The 15,759-nt window shown below is 65.3% G+C and carries 16 protein-coding genes; 8 read left to right on the forward strand and 8 right to left on the reverse strand.

The features are described from left to right. Window positions 1-50 precede the first annotated feature (50 nt). From J7548_RS02640 to J7548_RS02660, 5 genes are read left to right on the forward strand one after another with little or no spacing between them, the layout of a single operon-like run. Window positions 51-587 carry a response regulator transcription factor gene (locus J7548_RS02640; RefSeq protein ID WP_290969956.1) on the forward strand — a complete coding sequence of 179 codons (537 nt, stop codon included), beginning with the start codon at window positions 51-53 and terminating at the stop codon, window positions 585-587. A 20-nt stretch (window positions 588-607) separates the two neighbouring features. Then, on the forward strand, window positions 608-1,792 hold the full coding sequence (locus J7548_RS02645) for an ABC transporter substrate-binding protein (RefSeq protein ID WP_290969957.1): 1,185 nt from the start codon (window positions 608-610) through the stop codon (window positions 1,790-1,792). Between the two features lie 43 nt (window positions 1,793-1,835). Beyond that, window positions 1,836-3,725, forward strand: coding sequence for an ABC transporter permease (locus J7548_RS02650; RefSeq protein WP_290969959.1), 1,890 nt, complete (start codon window positions 1,836-1,838; stop codon window positions 3,723-3,725). Then, window positions 3,722-4,498 carry an ABC transporter ATP-binding protein gene (locus tag J7548_RS02655; RefSeq protein WP_290969962.1) on the forward strand — a complete coding sequence of 259 codons (777 nt, stop codon included), beginning with the start codon at window positions 3,722-3,724 and terminating at the stop codon, window positions 4,496-4,498. The genes J7548_RS02650 and J7548_RS02655 overlap by 4 nt, the downstream gene beginning before the upstream one ends. Further along, window positions 4,495-5,163 carry an ABC transporter ATP-binding protein gene (locus J7548_RS02660; protein ID WP_290969964.1) on the forward strand — a complete coding sequence of 223 codons (669 nt, stop codon included), beginning with the start codon at window positions 4,495-4,497 and terminating at the stop codon, window positions 5,161-5,163. The genes J7548_RS02655 and J7548_RS02660 overlap by 4 nt, the downstream gene beginning before the upstream one ends. Here J7548_RS02660 and bioD read toward each other — a convergent pair. The 5 genes from bioD to bioB are packed head-to-tail and all read right to left on the reverse strand — an operon-like array spanning window position 5,155 to window position 10,625. Then, on the reverse strand, window positions 5,155-5,835 hold the full coding sequence (gene bioD / locus J7548_RS02665; RefSeq protein ID WP_290969966.1) for a dethiobiotin synthase: 681 nt from the start codon (window positions 5,833-5,835) through the stop codon (window positions 5,155-5,157). The genes J7548_RS02660 and bioD overlap by 9 nt on opposite strands. After that, a complete protein-coding gene (bioA, locus tag J7548_RS02670) occupies window positions 5,832-7,166 on the reverse strand; it encodes an adenosylmethionine--8-amino-7-oxononanoate transaminase (RefSeq protein ID WP_290969968.1) in 1,335 nt (444 codons plus the stop codon). Before bioA ends, bioD begins: the two co-directional genes overlap by 4 nt. Continuing rightward, window positions 7,163-8,338, reverse strand: a complete 1,176-nt coding sequence (gene bioF, locus J7548_RS02675; protein WP_290969970.1) for an 8-amino-7-oxononanoate synthase — start codon at window positions 8,336-8,338, stop codon at window positions 7,163-7,165. The genes bioA and bioF overlap by 4 nt, the downstream gene beginning before the upstream one ends. After that, the gene (locus J7548_RS02680; RefSeq protein ID WP_290971583.1) at window positions 8,335-9,591 is read right to left on the reverse strand and encodes a cytochrome P450; all 1,257 of its coding nucleotides are present in this window, start codon (window positions 9,589-9,591) and stop codon (window positions 8,335-8,337) included. Before J7548_RS02680 ends, bioF begins: the two co-directional genes overlap by 4 nt. Continuing rightward, a complete protein-coding gene (gene bioB / locus J7548_RS02685) occupies window positions 9,591-10,625 on the reverse strand; it encodes a biotin synthase BioB (RefSeq protein WP_290969973.1) in 1,035 nt (344 codons plus the stop codon). The genes J7548_RS02680 and bioB overlap by 1 nt, the downstream gene beginning before the upstream one ends. Before the next feature lie 121 nt (window positions 10,626-10,746). Here bioB and J7548_RS02690 point away from each other — a divergent pair, with 121 nt between their 5' ends. Further along, window positions 10,747-11,388, forward strand: coding sequence for a GntR family transcriptional regulator (locus J7548_RS02690; RefSeq protein WP_290969976.1), 642 nt, complete (start codon window positions 10,747-10,749; stop codon window positions 11,386-11,388). Window positions 11,389-11,417: 29 nt separating this feature from the next. On the opposite strand, the gene J7548_RS02695 is transcribed toward J7548_RS02690, so the two are convergent. Beyond that, window positions 11,418-12,152 carry a hypothetical protein gene (locus tag J7548_RS02695; protein ID WP_290969979.1) on the reverse strand — a complete coding sequence of 245 codons (735 nt, stop codon included), beginning with the start codon at window positions 12,150-12,152 and terminating at the stop codon, window positions 11,418-11,420. Between the two features lie 12 nt (window positions 12,153-12,164). On the opposite strand from J7548_RS02695, the gene J7548_RS02700 reads away from it, so the two are divergent. Both J7548_RS02700 and J7548_RS02705 read left to right on the forward strand, forming a co-directional pair. After that, window positions 12,165-12,353: a hypothetical protein gene (locus J7548_RS02700; RefSeq protein WP_290969981.1), complete on the forward strand. Its 189-nt coding sequence runs from the start codon at window positions 12,165-12,167 to the stop codon at window positions 12,351-12,353. A gap of 47 nt (window positions 12,354-12,400) precedes the next feature. Beyond that, window positions 12,401-14,809: a DNA polymerase II gene (locus tag J7548_RS02705; protein WP_290969984.1), complete on the forward strand. Its 2,409-nt coding sequence runs from the start codon at window positions 12,401-12,403 to the stop codon at window positions 14,807-14,809. Between the two features lie 42 nt (window positions 14,810-14,851). Here the strand turns inward: J7548_RS02705 and J7548_RS02710 are convergent, their stop codons facing one another. Continuing rightward, window positions 14,852-15,037, reverse strand: coding sequence for a hypothetical protein (locus J7548_RS02710; RefSeq protein ID WP_290969990.1), 186 nt, complete (start codon window positions 15,035-15,037; stop codon window positions 14,852-14,854). Between the two features lie 87 nt (window positions 15,038-15,124). After that, window positions 15,125-15,634: a hypothetical protein gene (locus tag J7548_RS02715; protein WP_290969993.1), complete on the reverse strand. Its 510-nt coding sequence runs from the start codon at window positions 15,632-15,634 to the stop codon at window positions 15,125-15,127. Window positions 15,635-15,759: the final 125 nt, after the last annotated feature.

Raw genomic sequence — 15,759 nt, forward strand, 5'->3', positions numbered from 1 at the left:
GCAATACAATAGCGGGTTGAAAAAGCAGAAAGAAATATAGGAATTGCAACATGACGGCTGATCGCCTGCTTCTGATCATCGAGGATGACGCCGCCTTCGCCCGCACCTTGAGCCGCTCCTTCGAACGCCGCGGCTACACGGTGCTGCAAGCCTCCAACCAGGAGGAAGCGGCCGCCCATCTCCAGGACCACAATCCGGGCTATGCCGTGGTCGACCTCAAGCTCGCCGGCAATGCCTCGGGCCTGGCCTGCGTACAGATGCTGCACACCCACGATCCGGCCATGCTGATCGTGGTGCTGACCGGTTTCGCCAGCATCACCACCGCGGTGGAAGCGATCAAGCTGGGCGCCTGCCAGTACCTGGCCAAACCTTCCAATACCGACGACATCGAGGCCGCCTTCGGCCATGTGGCCGGCGTGGCGGAGCTGGAATTGCCGGCGCGCGCGACGTCGATCAAGACCCTGGAATGGGAGCGCATCCACGAAGTGCTGGTGGAAACAGATTTCAATATCTCCGAAACCGCGCGCCGGCTTGGCATGCATCGCCGCACCCTGGCGCGCAAGCTGGAAAAGCAGCGCATCAAATAAAAAGGACGAAGATGGTCAACATGAAATTCCTGCTGGCAGCCGCTTCACTGGCCATCGCCGGCGCATCCCAGGGGCAAACCACCATCAAGATCGGCGAGATCAACAGCTACAAGGCGCAGCCGGCTTTCCTCGAACCGTACCGCCACGGCTGGGAAATGGCGCTCGACGAGGTCAATGCCGCCGGCGGCGTGCTGGGCAAGAAGCTGGAAGTGATCGCCCGCGACGACAACGGCAACCCCGGCGACTCGGTGCGCATCGCCGAGGAACTGATGTCGCGCGAGCGCGTGGCACTGCTGTTCGGCGGCTTCCTCTCCAACACCGGCCTGGCGCTGACCGACTATGCGAAACAGCGCAAGGTGTTCTTCCTCGCCGCCGAGCCGCTGACCGACAAGATCGTCTGGCACAACGGCAACAAGTACACCTACCGCCTGCGTCCCTCCACCTACATGCTGGTGGCTTCGGTGGTGAAAGAAGCCGCCAGGCTGAAGAAGAAGCGCTGGGCGGTGGTCTATCCCAACTACGAATACGGCCAGTCGGCCGTGGCCAGCTTCAAGACGCTGCTGAAGCAGGCGCAGCCCGACGTCGAATTCGTCGCCGAGCAGGCTACGCCGCTGGGCAAGATCGACGCCGGCTCGGTCACCCAGGCGCTGGCCGACGCCAAGCCTGACGCCATCTTCAACGCGCTGTTCGCCGCCGACCTCGGCAAGTTCGTGCGCGAGGGCAATACCCGCGGCCTGTTCGATGGTGTGGAAGTGGTGTCGCTGCTGACCGGCGAACCGGAATACCTCGATCCGCTGAAGAATGAAGCGCCGGCCAACTGGATCGTCACCGGCTATCCCTGGTATGCGATCAACACGCCCGAGCACAAGAAGTTCGTCGATGCCTATCGCAAGAAATTCAACGACTACCCGCGCAACGGTTCACTGGTCGGCTACAGTGCGCTGATGTCGATCGCCGCCGGCATCAAGAAGGCCGGCAGCACCGACGCCGACAAGCTGGCCGCCGCCTTCTCCGGGCTGAAGGTCGATACGCCGGTGGCCCCCATCGTCTATCGCGCGCAGGACCACCAGTCCACGCTGGGCGCCTTCGTCGGCCGCACCGGGCTCAAGGATGGAAAGGGCATCATGACCAGCTTCACCTATGTCGACGGCGCCGCGCTGCAATTGCCGGACGCCGAGGTGAAGAAGCTGCGGCCGGCAGACTGACCGCGTTTCCGATGACTGCTTCGAATCGGCAGGCGTGATTCCCATGACGCTTGCCAGCCTCACCGTCCAGCTGATCAACGGCCTGGCCGACGCCTCCGCGATGTTCCTGGTGGCGGCCGGGCTGTCGCTGATCTTCGGCGTCACGCGCATCGTCAACTTCGCGCACGGTTCCTTCTACATGCTGGGCATCTACATCGCCTACACCCTGGTCGGCGCCATCGGCGCCAGCGCCGGCGGTTTCTGGAGCGCGGTGCTGCTGTCGGCGTTCGCGGTGGCCGCCATCGGCGCGGCGGTCGAGATCCTCATCCTGCGCCGCATCTACCGCGCCCCCGAACTGTTCCAGTTGCTGGCCACGTTCGCCCTGGTGCTGGTGGTCAAGGATGCCGCGCTCTGGGCCTGGAGCCCGGAAGACCTGTTCGCGCCGCGCGCGCCGGGGCTGGAAGGCGCGGTGCACCTGCTGGGCCGGCGCCTGCCGCAATACGACTTGCTGCTGATCTTCATCGGGCCGCTGGTGTTCGGCTTGCTGTGGCTGCTGGCCAACCGCACCCGCTGGGGCACGCTGATCCGCGCCGCCACGCAGGATCGCGAAATGCTGGGCGCGCTGGGCGTGAACCAGGCCTGGCTTTTCACCGCCGTGTTCGCGCTGGGCTGCTTCCTGGCCGGGTTGGGCGGCGCGCTGCAGGGGCCGCGCATTCCCGCCAACCTGGCGCTGGACCTGGACACCATCGGCAATACCTTCGTGGTGGTGGTGGTCGGCGGCATGGGATCGATCGGCGGCGCGTTCGCGGCGGCCTTGCTGATCGCCGAGGTCAAGGCGTTGTGCATCGCGCTGGGCAACGTCTCGCTGTTCGGCATCGATTTCTCCCTGTCGCGCCTGACGCTGGTGGTTGAGTTCCTGGTGATGGCATTGATACTGGTGGTGCGGCCGTGGGGCCTGTTCGGCAAGCCGCTGGCGGCGGCGCGCAGCAGTGCGGAGCATGATTTGCCGCTACGTCCTGCCAGTCGCAATGCCCACCGGATGGGGTGGTTGCTGCTGGCGCTGTTGCTGGCCTTGCCGCTGCTGGCCGGGAATTTCCCTTACCTGCCGGTACTGATGGTGGAAATCCTGGTGGCCGTGCTGTTCGCCGCCAGCCTGCATTTCCTGATGGGGCCGGGCGGCATGGCCTCGTTCGGGCATGCCGCTTACTTCGGCCTGGGCGCTTACGGCGCCGCGCTGCTGGCCCTGAAGCTGCAATGGCCGATGGCCGCCGCATTCGTCGCCGGGCCGCTGGTGGCGCTGCTGGGCGCGCTGCTGTTCGGCTGGTTCTGCGTGCGCCTGTCGGGCGTCTACCTGGCCATGCTGACGCTGGCCTTCGCCCAGATCGTCTGGGCCGTGATCTTCCAGTGGGACGACTTCACCGGCGGCAGCAACGGCCTGGTCGGCCTCCGTCCGGCCGAGGCCCTGGCATCTCCCGTCGCCTACTACTATCTGGCATTGGCTTGCGCCGCGGCTGGCGTCTGGCTGTTGCGCCGGGTGGTGTATGCGCCGTTCGGGCTGGCGCTGCGCGCCGCGCGCGACTCGGCCGTGCGCGCCGAAGCGCTGGGGATGGACGTCAAGCGCGTGCAGTGGCTGGGCTTCGCCGTGGCCGGCTTGTTCTGCGGGCTGGCCGGTGTGCTGTTCGCCTTTTCCAAGGGCAGCATCTCGCCCGAGGTGGCGGGCATCAACCGCTCGGTCGACGGCCTGGTGATGGTGATGCTGGGTGGCCTGCAAAGCCTGCTCGGCCCGCTGGTGGGGGCATCGTTGTTCACCTGGCTGCAAGACGTGGTGGCTCGCGAGACGGATTACTGGCGCGCCTTGCTGGGCCTGGTCATCCTTGTGCTGGTGCTGCTGTTCCCGGGCGGCGTGGCGGGCCTGTTCCGGCGTTTTGAACACCATGGCGAGGAGACGCCATGAGCTTGCTGCAGGTAAGCCATCTTTCCAAGGCCTTCGGCGGCGTGCAGGCGCTCGACGATGTGTCGTTCGAGCTGCCGGCCGGGCAGTTGCTGGCGCTGATCGGCCCCAATGGGGCCGGCAAGTCCACCTGCTTCAACATCATCAACGGCCAGCACAGGCCCGATGGCGGCGCCGTGCTGCTGGACGGGAAAAACATCGCCGGTCTCGGCCCGCGCCGCATCTGGCGCCGCGGCGTGGGACGCACCTTCCAGGTGTCGGCCGCCTTCCATTCGATGACGGTGCTGGAAAACGTCCAGGCCGCCTTGCTGTCGCACCACCGCAAGCTGAGCCATTGGTGGCGTCCGGCCGCGCGCTATTACCGCGACGAGGCGATGCAATTGCTGCAGCAGGTCGGCATGGCCTCGCAGGCCGAACGCGCCTGCGGCGTGCTGGCCTATGGCGACATCAAGCGCGTCGAGCTGGCCATGGCGCTGTCGAACCAGCCGCGCCTGCTGCTGATGGACGAACCGACCGCCGGCATGGCCGCGCATGAACGCAATGAACTGATGGCGCTAACGCGCCGGCTGGTCAGCGAGCGCGGAATCTCGGTGCTGTTCACCGAACACAGCATGGATGTGGTGTTCGCTTTCGCCGACCGCATCATCGTGCTGGCGCGCGGCAAATTGATCGCCGATGGCGCCGCCGCCGACATCCGCGGCAATGCGCAGGTGCGCGAAGTCTATTTCGGTTCCGGCAGTACCTTTGAAGACCGGTCGGGGGAGGGCATGGCATGAGCGCGCCGCTGCTCAAAGCCGAAGGGCTCGACGCCTTCTACGGCCGCGCCCACATCCTGTTCGACCTGAATCTGGAGGTCGGGCGTGGAGAAGTGGTGGCGCTGATGGGCAGCAACGGCGCCGGCAAGTCGACCACCCTGAAAGCATTGATGGGGCTGCTGGAAGGCACGCAAGGCAAGGTGGCATTCGATGGCCGCGATATCTCGCGCCTGGCGCCTTACAAGCGGGCGCGCCTGGGCCTGGGTTTCGTGCCGGAGGACCGCCGCGTGTTCACCGGATTGAGCGTCATGGAAAACCTGGAGTCCGGCCGCCAGCCGCCGCGCCCCGGCGCCACGACATGGACGCCGGAGGCGCTGTTCGAGATTTTTCCCAACCTTGGGGCCATGCCGAAACGTCTCGGCGGCCAGATGAGCGGCGGCGAGCAGCAGATGCTGACCATCGCCCGCACGCTGATGGGCAACCCGCACCTGCTGTTGCTGGACGAGCCGTCGGAAGGTGTGGCGCCGGTGATCGTGGAGCAGATGGCGGCGATGATCGTCAAGCTCAAGCAGGCCGGCATGGCGGTCTTGCTGTGCGAGCAGAATGTCCGCTTCGCCCGCCTGGTCAGCGACCGCGCCTACCAGCTCGACCACGGGCGCATCGTCCGCGAGGGCGGCCTAGATTAAGTTTGCGGGGGCGAGCAGTTCCGCCGCCATGGCCGCATCCATGCCATCGCGCCACGGCAGGCTGCCCAGCATGGGCGCGTCGATGCGTTGCCGCAGGCTGGCGATCATCGCATCGGCCTGAGGCTCCTGCGGATCGATGGCATTGGCAACCCAGCCGGCCAAATGCAGGCCCCGGCCGGCGATGGCTCGCTGCGTCAGCAGGGCGTGGTTGATGCATCCCAGCCGTATTCCCACCACCAGGATCACCGGCAGGCCCAGCCAGGCCGCGAGGTCGTCGCTATTCACACGGTCATTGAACGGCACCACGAAACCGCCGGCGCCTTCGACAATCACCGCATCCGCCACGCGCCGGATCTCCCGGTAGCAGCGTTCGATATGTTCCGGCTCGATCCGTATTCCCTCGGCCTGCGCCGCGATATGCGGGGCGGTCGCTTCCTTCATCAGGTAGGAATTGATCGTGGCAAGGGGAAGCGAGACATTAGCCTGGGCGCGCAGCATCTCGACGTCTTCGTTGCGCCAATCCGCGCCGTCACGGAACGCGCCCGATGCGACCGGCTTCATGCCGGCCACCTTGATTCCGCGTTGCACGAACAGGCGGATCAGCGCTGCCGATACCAAGGTCTTTCCCACGCCGGTATCGGTGCCGGTGATGAAAAATCCCGCCTTGTTCATGCAGCCTCCATCACCGCATCGAATGTGCGCCGGATACGCTCGGCCAGCCACACGGCATCTTGCTGATCCAGGATATAAGGCGGCATCAGGTAGATGGTGCTGCCTATCGGCCGCAGCAGCAGTTCGTTGCGGGCGGCCTCGGCGGCAAAGCGGCGGGAGAAGCCGGGCTGCCCGTCAAGCACGGCATCGCAAGCCCAGATCATCCCCGCCTGCCGGAAGTTGGCGATGCGCGGATCGTGCGCCAACGGCTGCAGCGCCTCGGTCATCGCCTCGGCGAACACGCGGTTGCGCGCCAGCACATCGTCGTCCTCGAAAATGGCAAGCACCTCCAGCGCCGCCCGGCACGCCAGCGGATTGCCGGTGTAGGAATGGGAATGCAGAAAGCCCTTGCGCACATCGTCGTGGTAGAACGCTTCATAGACGGCGTCGCGCGTCATGACCAGCGAAAGCGGCAGGTAGCCGCCGCTGATGCCCTTGGACAGGCACAGGAAATCGGGCCAGATGCCGGCCTGTTCGCAGGCGAAGAAGCTGCCGGTGCGGCCGCAGCCGACCGCGATTTCATCGGCGATCATATGCGCCCCGTAGGCATCGCACAGCCGGCGCACGCCGGCCAGGTAAGCGGCGCCATGCATGGCCATGCCGCTGGCGCATTGCACCAGCGGTTCGACGATGACGGCGGCGATGTGGCCCTGGCGTTGCTGCAGCAGCTTTTCCAGGCTGGCCAGCGCGCGCTGCTCGACATCGGCGGCGCTTTCGCCGGGCTGCGCCTGGCGGGCATCGGGCGAGGCGGCAACGTGGGACGCCCGCAGCAAGCCATCATATGGCTCGCGGAACAGGGCCGTGTCGGTGACGCCGAGCGCGCCCAAGGTTTCGCCGTGGTAGGCGCCTTGCAGGCAGATGAATTCCCGCTTGTCGCCATGTCCGGCATTGCGCCAGGCATGCGCGCTCATCTTCAGGGCGATCTCGACGGCGGAAGCGCCGTCGGAAGCGAAGAAGCAATGGCCCAGTACATGGCCGGCCAGGGTCGACAACTTTTCAGACAGGGCGACCACCGGTTCGTGGGTGAAGCCTGCCAGCATCGCATGTTCGAGCCGGTCGAGCTGGTCCTTCAGCGCGTTGTTGATGCGTGTGTTGGTATGGCCGAACAGGTTGACCCACCATGAACTGATCGCATCGAAGTAGCGGCGGCCATCGGCATCGTGGAGCCAGGCGCCGTGGGCGTGCGCGACGGCGATCGGCGGGCTGGTTTCATGGTGCCGCATCTGGGTGCAGGGATGCCAGACGCTGCGCAGGCTGCGTGCGGCAAGGTCACCGGACCTGGGGCCGTTCATGCCGCCTCCTTGGCCAGTGCCGGGGCGACCTCCAACAAGGCGTCGGCCAGTTGTTCCAGGTGTTCGTCGGTATGCGCGGCGGACAAGCTGATCCTCAGGCGCGCGCTTCCCTTCGGCACGGTCGGCGGGCAGATCGCCGGCACCCAGATGCCGCGGCTGCGCAGTGCATCCATCAGGTCGCGGGCTTGCTTGTTGTCGCCGACGATCAGCGGCTGGATCGCCGTCGATGACGGTAACAGCTTCCACGGTAATGGCGCCAGGCGCTGCCGCAGATAGGCGGCGCTTTCGCGCAGGTGTTCGCGCCGCCATTCGTCGCGCCCGATGACGGCCAGGCTGGCTGACACCGCCGACGCCATCATGGCCGGATTGGCGGTGGTGAACATATAGGTCCGGGCGCGCTGCATCAGCCATTCGACCAGGTCCGCATGTCCGGCCACGAAGGCGCCGGCGACACCGGCGGCCTTGCCCAGCGTGCCCATGTAGACCAGGCAGTCCGAGTCCAGGCCAAAGTGTTGCAGGCTGCCGCGTCCTTGCGGTCCCAGCACGCCGAAGCCGTGGGCGTCGTCCACCAGCAGCCAGGCGCCGTGGCGTTCGCATAGTGCCGTCAGTTCCGCCAGCGGTGCGATATCGCCATCCATGCTGAAGACGGCATCGGTGATCACCAGCTTGCGCGTGCTCCGGCATTTTGCCAGCAGATGTTCCAGCCGCGCGACATCGTTATGCGGATAGACGCTGAACTCGGCGCGCGACAGCCGGGCGCCGTCAATCAGCGAGGCATGGCTGAGCCGGTCGAGAAAGACCGCATCGCCGGCGCCCACCAGCGCGGTGATGGCGCCGATATTGGCCATGTAGCCATTGGAAAAATACAGGGCACGCGGCATGCCGGTGAAATCGGCCAGCTCCCGCTCCAGCGTTTCGTGCGCCCGGGCATGGCCCGAGATCAGCGCCGATGCTGCCGCGCCGACGCCGTAGCGTTGCGCGGCGGAGATGCTTGCCGCGACGATCCCGGGATGGTTGGCCAGTCCCAGATAGTCATTGCTGCAGAACGACAGGTAGCGGACGCCGTCGACTTCCAGGATCGGCCCCTGCGGGCCGTCAACTACGCGCCGGGTGCGGCGCAAGCTCTGGGCCGCCAGCTCGGCCAGGGATTGCTGGAAATGATGCGATGTCAATGAAGGCTCTCGTATGTGGCGGATATGGCGCGGGTCGCTTGCGGTATCTGCTGCATTGAGGGCAGAGGGCAGGCGAGGGGCAGTCGCTCCAGGGCGCGGTATGCTGGATTGTTTTGCCAGGCCGGGCCGGCGGCATCCAATTCCAGGTCGGGCATAGCCCGCAGCAGCGCGCCAAAGGCGATTTCCGCCTCCAGGCAACTGAGCGCGGCGCCGAGGCAGACGTGGGGGCCGTGGCCGAACGCGAGATGGTTGCCTTCGTCGCGGGCGATATCGAAGCGGTGCGGATCGCTGAAGCGCTCCGGATCGCGGTTGGCGGCGCCGATATGCAGGATCGCCAGCTGCCCTTTGCGCAGCGTCTTGCCGCGCAGCTCGATGTCGGCTACCAGGCGGCGGCCGGTGTACTGCACCGGGCTGTCGTAGCGCAGCATTTCCCTGACGGCGTGGCGCAGCAATTCCGGCGAGGACTTCAGCTTGGCCCATTGCTCCGGGTGCCGCAGCAGCGCAAGCAAGCCGTTGCCCAACAGGTTGCGGGTCGTCTCGTAGCCGGCGAAGAGCAGGGTGCAGCATTGCGCCAGGGCTTCGATGCGGGACAGGCGCTGCTCCCGGTGCGCCTGCATGATGCGTCCCAGCAGGTCGTCGCGCGGGCTATCCTGGCGCGCTTCCATTTCATCGAGGAAGAAACCGGTCATGCCGGCAAGCGCTTCCTGCGCGCGCCATGCCTGAACGGCACTGGGCGTGGCGCTGCCGATGAATGCAGCGAGATCCGCGGCCCAGTCGACGAAGCCGGCCGGATGCGCGGAACCGATCCCGATCAGACGGGCGATCACCAGCGCCGGCAGCGGGCGGGCGAAGCCGTCCACGAAATCGAATGCGACATGGCGTCGCCCGTCGCCTCGTGTCGTCGCTTTCCGGAGAAACGATGCGATCAGCTCATCGGCGATGCGGGTAATGGCCGGGGCCTGCGCCTGCAAATCGCCCGGTTTGAATCCGATATTGAGGATGCCGCGCATGCGGCGATGGGCGCGGCCGTCGACAAACAGCAGGGAGCGCGAGAACACGCGCTTGAACTGCTCCATCCGGGGATCGGGCGTGGCGACTGTACTGTTGATCCAGCGCGCCGCGCGCCGTACCGAAAAGCTTGGGTCGCGCAGGGCGGCGGCGACATCGGCATAACTGCTGATGACCCAGGCGCCGCCGCAAAACGCCTCGCTCCATGCCACGGGCTCGTCGCGCGCATGGCAATGCTCGCGCATCACGATGCGCAGGCTGCGGGCATGGGCTTGATGCCGAGCCGCGCCAGCAGGTCCTGGTCGGCAGACACTTCCGCATTGGGCGTGGTCAGCAGCTTGGCGCCCAGGAAGATCGAGTTGGCGCCGGCGGCGAAGCAAAGCGCCTGGGTGGCTTCGCCCATGCTTTCGCGGCCGGCCGAGAGCCGGATCATCGACTTCGGCAGGGCGATGCGGGCCACCGCCACGGTGCGCACGAATTCGAACTCGTCCAGCGGCGGCGCATCTTCCAGCGGCGTACCCTTGATCGGCACCAGGTGGTTGACCGGCACCGACTCCGGTTGCGGCGACAAGGCGGCCAGTTGCGCGATCAGCATGGCGCGCTGGCGGCGCGTCTCGCCCATGCCGACGATGCCGCCGCAGCAGACGCGCATCCCGGCATTCTGCACCTTGCGGATGGTGTCGAGGCGGTCCTGGTAGGTGCGGGTGGAGACGACGTTGCCGTAGAAATCCGGCGCGGTGTCGAGATTGTGGTTGTAGTAATCCAGCCCGGCCTGCTTGAGCGCGTGGGCCTGGGTTTCTTCCAGCATGCCCAGCGTCATGCAGGTTTCTAGGCCCAGCGCGCGCACCTCGCGCACCATGGTCGTGAGCGCTTCCATGTCGCGCTCCTTGGGGTTGCGCCAGGCGGCCCCCATGCAGAAGCGGCTGGCGCCTTGTTCCTTGGCATCGCGCGCAGCGGCCAGTACCGCTTCGGCCGACATCAGCTTGGTCGCGGTGACATCGGCCGACTGGTGCCGGGACGATTGCGAGCAATAGCCGCAATCTTCAGGACAGCCGCCGGTCTTGATCGACAACAGGCTGGAAAGCTGCACTTCGTTGGCGGGGAAATTCGCGCGATGGACGGTTTGCGCGCGGTACAGCAGGTCGAGGAAGGGGAGTTCGAACAGTTCCCGCACCGCGGCGGCGCCCAGGGGATCGGCAGCTGCGGGAGCGTCGGCAGGAACACCGGTGGAAGCGGAGCGGGATGGCGCCCAGTGGATCTGGCATTCTGATTGCGTCATATCGGCCAAAAGTATAGATAGAATTAAAATGTGTGCATCAACGCGTAAAATCATGCGTTCGTTGGATTCTATCTGCGGCCTTTTTCATTTAACAATTTATTTTTTCATAGATTATCTATAAATGAGTGACGATTCCAAGGACACTTTCACGACCGCCGAACGGATCGCGGACGCCTTGCGCACGCGCATCGTGCGCGGTGAAATCGCCGGCGGCGCGGCGCTTCGGCAAGACCACATCGCGCAGGAATTCCAGTCCAGCCATGTGCCGGTGCGCGAAGCCTTCCAACGCCTGGAAGCGCAAGGCCTGGTGGCCACGCTGCCGCGCCGGGGCGTGCGCGTGACTTCGCTGAGCCCGGCCGTGATCAAGGAAAACGTCGAGATGCGGGCTGCGCTGGAGATACTGGCCTTGAAGCACAGCGCGGCGAAATTCACCGCGGAACATATCGACCGCCTGGAGCAGGCGCATGCCTCCTGTTCGGAGGCGACTTCCCTGGTTCAATGGGACGCGGCCAATAATCTTTTCCATGAAATCCTGAGCGGCGAATGCGGCATGCCCAGGCTGTTGGCGGTGCTCAGGCAATTGCAGCTGACCAACTCGCGCTACCTCTTCGCCACCGGCCTCACGCGCGGCTGGCAGCCGCGTTCCGACCATGATCACATGCTGATCATCAATGCCCTGAAAGATAAAAAGGTCGACCGCGCGCTGCAGTTGCTGAGCATGCATATCGGGACGATGGAGCGGGTCGGGTTTTCCGCCGGCTGAGCGGGTACGCAGCGGGACGGGAGGTGCGGTCAGTGCACCCCGGATGGGACCAGCAAGCCGTTGACGGCATCGTTGACAATCAGGGACGGCAGCGAATTGCGGTCGTTCCTGACGATCACCATGTCCTTCTCGATATCTCCCGGCAGCGCCAGTTCGCCGATGTAGGCGCAGTCGGCGCTGCAGGTGTAGCGCAGCACGGCGTTGCCGCGGCTGGCTTCGATGATGTGCTGGCCGTTCTCGACGCCGTAGTAGCGCACGCCCACCAGTGACGCCGCACCGCCGGCCTGCCTGTCTTCATAGAAATATTGGCCCTTGTCGACGCGCACATAGTGCGGCCAGGGCATGGCGCCGGCCGGGGCGATGCCGGCGATCTGCGCATCGTTCAGGCCGAGGCGCAGCGGTTCGGCCGGGGCCGGCTGGACTTGCGCCAGGACAGGCGCAGCGGCCTGCGCCTGCAGCTCGGCCTGGCGCCGCCGGTACCAGTCGGCCAGGCAGCCACGCTCATGGCAGTTCTGTTCGCGCCAGCGCCATTGCCGGTCCGAGTCGGCGCTGAAGGCGCGCTTGTCGGCCGCGCGCATGCGGGCCTGACGGAATGTCTGGCCCAGCTTGTCGTCCAGCGCCGAGAGTTCGGCATCGCCGCAAATGATTTTTTCATTGGCCGAGCTCGCCTTGCCGCAATCGAAGCTGGCGGCAAGGGCGGGAGCGCAGGTGAAGGCGCAATGCACGGCAAGAGCCGTGTAGAGGAAGGAGAGGGTTTTCTTCATGGCGTTGCTCCAATGTTGCGCGATGCGATGCGCGCAAGCATCGCACCGCCGATGACGGTGCAAAACGGTGAGAAGAAAGGTCTTTTTCTAAAAATCTTTGCAGGTGAAAAAGCGTGTTCGGGCTTCTTTACAAGCAGCCTTGGGGCAGGCTTTCCGCTGTATGGCAAGCGCTGTCGCGCAATGCATTTTCCATCCAAGTAAAATCGCGTTTTCGCAACGGCGAAGCACATTCAGGAGATTGTCAGGACATGCAGGGCAGCGACGGCCAGGATCGGCAGAATCAGTTGCAGCAAGGCGAGCGCAGGGGATTCATCCTCAGCCGCCACTGGCGCGACACGCCTGCCGGCATCGAGGTCGAACTCTGGCTGGCGACCGACGATGGCCCGCAATGCCTGCGCCTGCCGCCGCAACAGGCGGTGGCGTTCATCCCGCAGTCGGAGAGGGAGCGCGCGATGCCCTTGCTGGCCGGCGACGGCGGCTTCGAACTGCGCCCGCTCGACAACCTGAAAGACTTCAGCCAGCGGCCGGTGATGGGCCTGTATGCGCGCCACTACCGCAAATTGCTGAAGAAGGAAAAGCAACTGCTGGAGAACGGCATCCCGGTCTACGAGGCCGACGTGCGGCCGCCGGAGCGTTACCTGATGGAACGTTTCATCAATGCGCCAGTGGCGTTCTCCGGCACGCCGGGGCCGGATGGCGTACTGCTGGATGCGCGCATCCGTCCGCTGGAAGGCTACCGGCCGCAACTCAGGCTGGCTTCGCTGGATATCGAAACCAGCTGGCACGGCGACCTGTATTCGATTGCGCTGGAAGGCTGCGGACAACGCACCGTCTACACGCTGGCGCCGGCCAGCGGCGCGGTGGCCGAGGTGGATTTCGAGCTGCATTTCTGCGCCGGCCGGAAGGAACTGATCGAACGCCTGAATGAGTGGATGGCGCGCCATGACCCGGACGCCATCATCGGCTGGAACCTGATCCAGTTCGACCTCAACGTGCTGCAGAAGCAGGCCGGCAAGTTCAAGGTGCCGTTGCGCCTGGGACGCCGCGGCGCGCCGCTGGAGTGGCGCGAGCACGGTTTCCGGGCCAACCACATGCTGGTGACGGCGCCGGGGCGGCTGGTCATCGACGGCATCGAAAGCCTGCGTTCGGCGTTCTGGAACTTCCCTTCCTTCAGCCTGGAAAACGTGGCGCAGACGCTGTTGGGCGAGGGCAAGGCGATTTCCACGCCTTACCAGCGTATGGACGAGATCGACCGCATGTTCGCTGAGGACAAGGCGGCACTGGCCACCTACAACCTGAAGGATTGCGAACTCGTCACCCGCATCTTCGCCAAGACCGAGATTCTTGAGTTCCTGCTGGAGCGCGCCAGCGTCACCGGCCTGCCGGCCGACCGCAGCGGCGGCTCGGTGGCGGCGTTCACCCATCTCTACATGCCGCAGATGCATCGCAAGGGATATGTGGCGCCCAACCTGGGTGATGCGGAAGCCATCGCCAGCCCGGGCGGCTTCGTGATGGATTCGCGCGCGGGACTGTACGACTCGGTGATCGTGCTGGACTATAAGAGCCTGTACCCGAGCATCATCCGCAGCTTCCTGATCGATCCGGTCGGCCTGGTGGACGGGACGCTCAACGAACCCGAAGCCGAGACCGTGCCGGGTTTCAACGAGGCCCGCTTCTCCCGGCGCAGCCACAGCCTGCCGGCCATCATCGAACAGATCTGGCAGCAGCGCGAGGCCGCCAAGCGCAACGGCAACCAGCCGCTGTCGCAGGCGCTGAAGATCATCATGAATTCCTTCTACGGCGTGCTGGGATCGACCGTGTGCCGTTTCTTCGATTCGCGCCTGGCCTCGTCGATCACCCGGCGCGGGCACGAGATCATGCGCCACACGCGCCAACTGATCGAAGAGCAGGGCTATGAAGTGATCTATGGCGACACCGATTCCACCTTCGTCTGGCTGAAACGCACGCACAGCGATGAACAGGCGCGCGCCATCGGGCTGGAACTGCTGCAAAAGATCAACCTCTGGTGGCGCGACCGCCTGCGCGAGCAATACCAGCTGGAAAGCGCGCTGGAGCTGCAATTCGAAGTGCATTACCAGCGCTTCCTGATGCCCAGCGTGCGCGGCTCCGACGTCGGCAGCAAGAAGCGCTACGCCGGCTACGTGCGCACCGCGCAAGGCGAAGACAAGCTGACGTTCAAGGGCCTGGAAACCGTGCGCACCGACTGGACACCGCTGGCGCAGCAGTTCCAGCAGGAGCTGTACCTGCGCATCTTCAGGAAGGAGCCGTACCGGGATTACATCGCCGGCTACGTGGCGGATCTGCTGGCGGGCAAGCTGGATGCGCAACTGGTCTACCGCAAGCGCCTGCGCCGCCAGCTGGACCACTATGAAAGGAATGTGCCGCCGCACGTGCGCGCCGCGCGCATGGCCGACCAGGTGAACAAGGAAGGCGGGCGCCCGCTGCAGTACCAGCAAGGCGGCTGGATCAACTACGTGATGACCACGGCCGGGCCGGAGCCGCTGGAAAAGCGCAGCGCCGCCATCGACTACGGGCATTACCTGGAGCGCCAACTGGCGCCGGTGGCCGACGCCATCCTGGTTTTCGTCGGCGACAGCTTTGCCAGCGCGACTTCGCCGCAGCGGGAGCTGTTCTGAGTGGGCGATTTCGGGAGCGGGAAGGCCGGTCGGAAGATGCGCTTACCGGGGCAGGTGAGGATCCGAGCCGTCCTGGCGGCGTTCCAGCTTGCGCGGCCTGGCGCCGGTGCAGCGAAACACCTTTCTCCAGATGAAATAGCCAAACGCCAGCGCACCCGCCAGTACGTACAGGGCGTACAGCCCCAATGCGTAGGAGCCGTAGTGCATCAAACTTTGGAGGATGGTCATTTTTCCGGCGTCAGGAAAGTGTGTCGCGAAGCTAGCATTTTATTTCCGGTTGGGGCGGCTGGACATCGGGAATTTCCCGATATCGGTTCAAGCCAGGGCCGCCCGGCCACTGTGTAGAACGTATAAGCCGGCCAGGATGATGACAGCGCCGAAAAAATAAAATGCCGTGCGTCCCAGCTTGCCGAAACCGGCCCGGCGCCCCGGCCCTTCATCGGCGCCGTGGCAGGGAGGCTCTTCATAGTGGATGTTGTAGGCATGGCGGTGGCCGTCATGGGACAAGAGCACCCGCGCCATGAATGCATGCGGCGCCGGAATGGTATCGGTCGACTCCAGGAATGCGCCCCGGTCGATGAACCGGAAGGTCTGCCGGGCGCCGCCGTCCGGGCGGATCGTGCGGATTTCCATGCCGGCGGCCGGCCAATTGTGCCGGCCGTGTTCACCCGAGAGCCTGAAGCGCGGCGGCGCGTTGTCTTCGAAGATGTCGACGCTCAGCATGCCGTGGCCGGTATCGATCCATCTGGTTTCGTGGCGGTGGGGGTGGCAACGCCGGGTTGCTTTTCGGGGGCGCTGCCGGAACAGGGTTTTAATCTCGATCATGGGATGCCTCGGCGATAGTTCGTCAATATGCAAGGGAAAAAGTCGGCCCCGCATCCCCGCAGGCGAGGATGCCATCGATCACATCGGGAGGAAAACCGCAGGCCGCGCCAGCGGGCCTGCGGTGA

Source organism: Herbaspirillum sp. (assembly GCF_017744395.1).
Lineage (GTDB): Bacteria > Pseudomonadota > Gammaproteobacteria > Burkholderiales > Burkholderiaceae_D > Herbaspirillum.

Coding starts and splice junctions, on each gene's coding strand:
- J7548_RS02640 (WP_290969956.1), top strand. CDS start 51: ATGACGGCTGATCGCCTGCTTCTGATCATCGAGGATGACGCCGCCTTC.
- J7548_RS02645 (WP_290969957.1), top strand. CDS start 608: ATGAAATTCCTGCTGGCAGCCGCTTCACTGGCCATCGCCGGCGCATCC.
- J7548_RS02650 (WP_290969959.1), top strand. CDS start 1,836: ATGACGCTTGCCAGCCTCACCGTCCAGCTGATCAACGGCCTGGCCGAC.
- J7548_RS02655 (WP_290969962.1), top strand. CDS start 3,722: ATGAGCTTGCTGCAGGTAAGCCATCTTTCCAAGGCCTTCGGCGGCGTG.
- J7548_RS02660 (WP_290969964.1), top strand. CDS start 4,495: ATGAGCGCGCCGCTGCTCAAAGCCGAAGGGCTCGACGCCTTCTACGGC.
- bioD (WP_290969966.1), bottom strand. CDS start 5,835: ATGAACAAGGCGGGATTTTTCATCACCGGCACCGATACCGGCGTGGGA.
- bioA (WP_290969968.1), bottom strand. CDS start 7,166: ATGAACGGCCCCAGGTCCGGTGACCTTGCCGCACGCAGCCTGCGCAGC.
- J7548_RS02680 (WP_290971583.1), bottom strand. CDS start 9,591: ATGCGCGAGCATTGCCATGCGCGCGACGAGCCCGTGGCATGGAGCGAG.
- bioB (WP_290969973.1), bottom strand. CDS start 10,625: ATGACGCAATCAGAATGCCAGATCCACTGGGCGCCATCCCGCTCCGCT.
- J7548_RS02690 (WP_290969976.1), top strand. CDS start 10,747: ATGAGTGACGATTCCAAGGACACTTTCACGACCGCCGAACGGATCGCG.
- J7548_RS02695 (WP_290969979.1), bottom strand. CDS start 12,152: ATGAAGAAAACCCTCTCCTTCCTCTACACGGCTCTTGCCGTGCATTGC.
- J7548_RS02700 (WP_290969981.1), top strand. CDS start 12,165: ATGTTGCGCGATGCGATGCGCGCAAGCATCGCACCGCCGATGACGGTG.
- J7548_RS02705 (WP_290969984.1), top strand. CDS start 12,401: ATGCAGGGCAGCGACGGCCAGGATCGGCAGAATCAGTTGCAGCAAGGC.
- J7548_RS02710 (WP_290969990.1), bottom strand. CDS start 15,037: ATGACCATCCTCCAAAGTTTGATGCACTACGGCTCCTACGCATTGGGG.
- J7548_RS02715 (WP_290969993.1), bottom strand. CDS start 15,634: ATGATCGAGATTAAAACCCTGTTCCGGCAGCGCCCCCGAAAAGCAACC.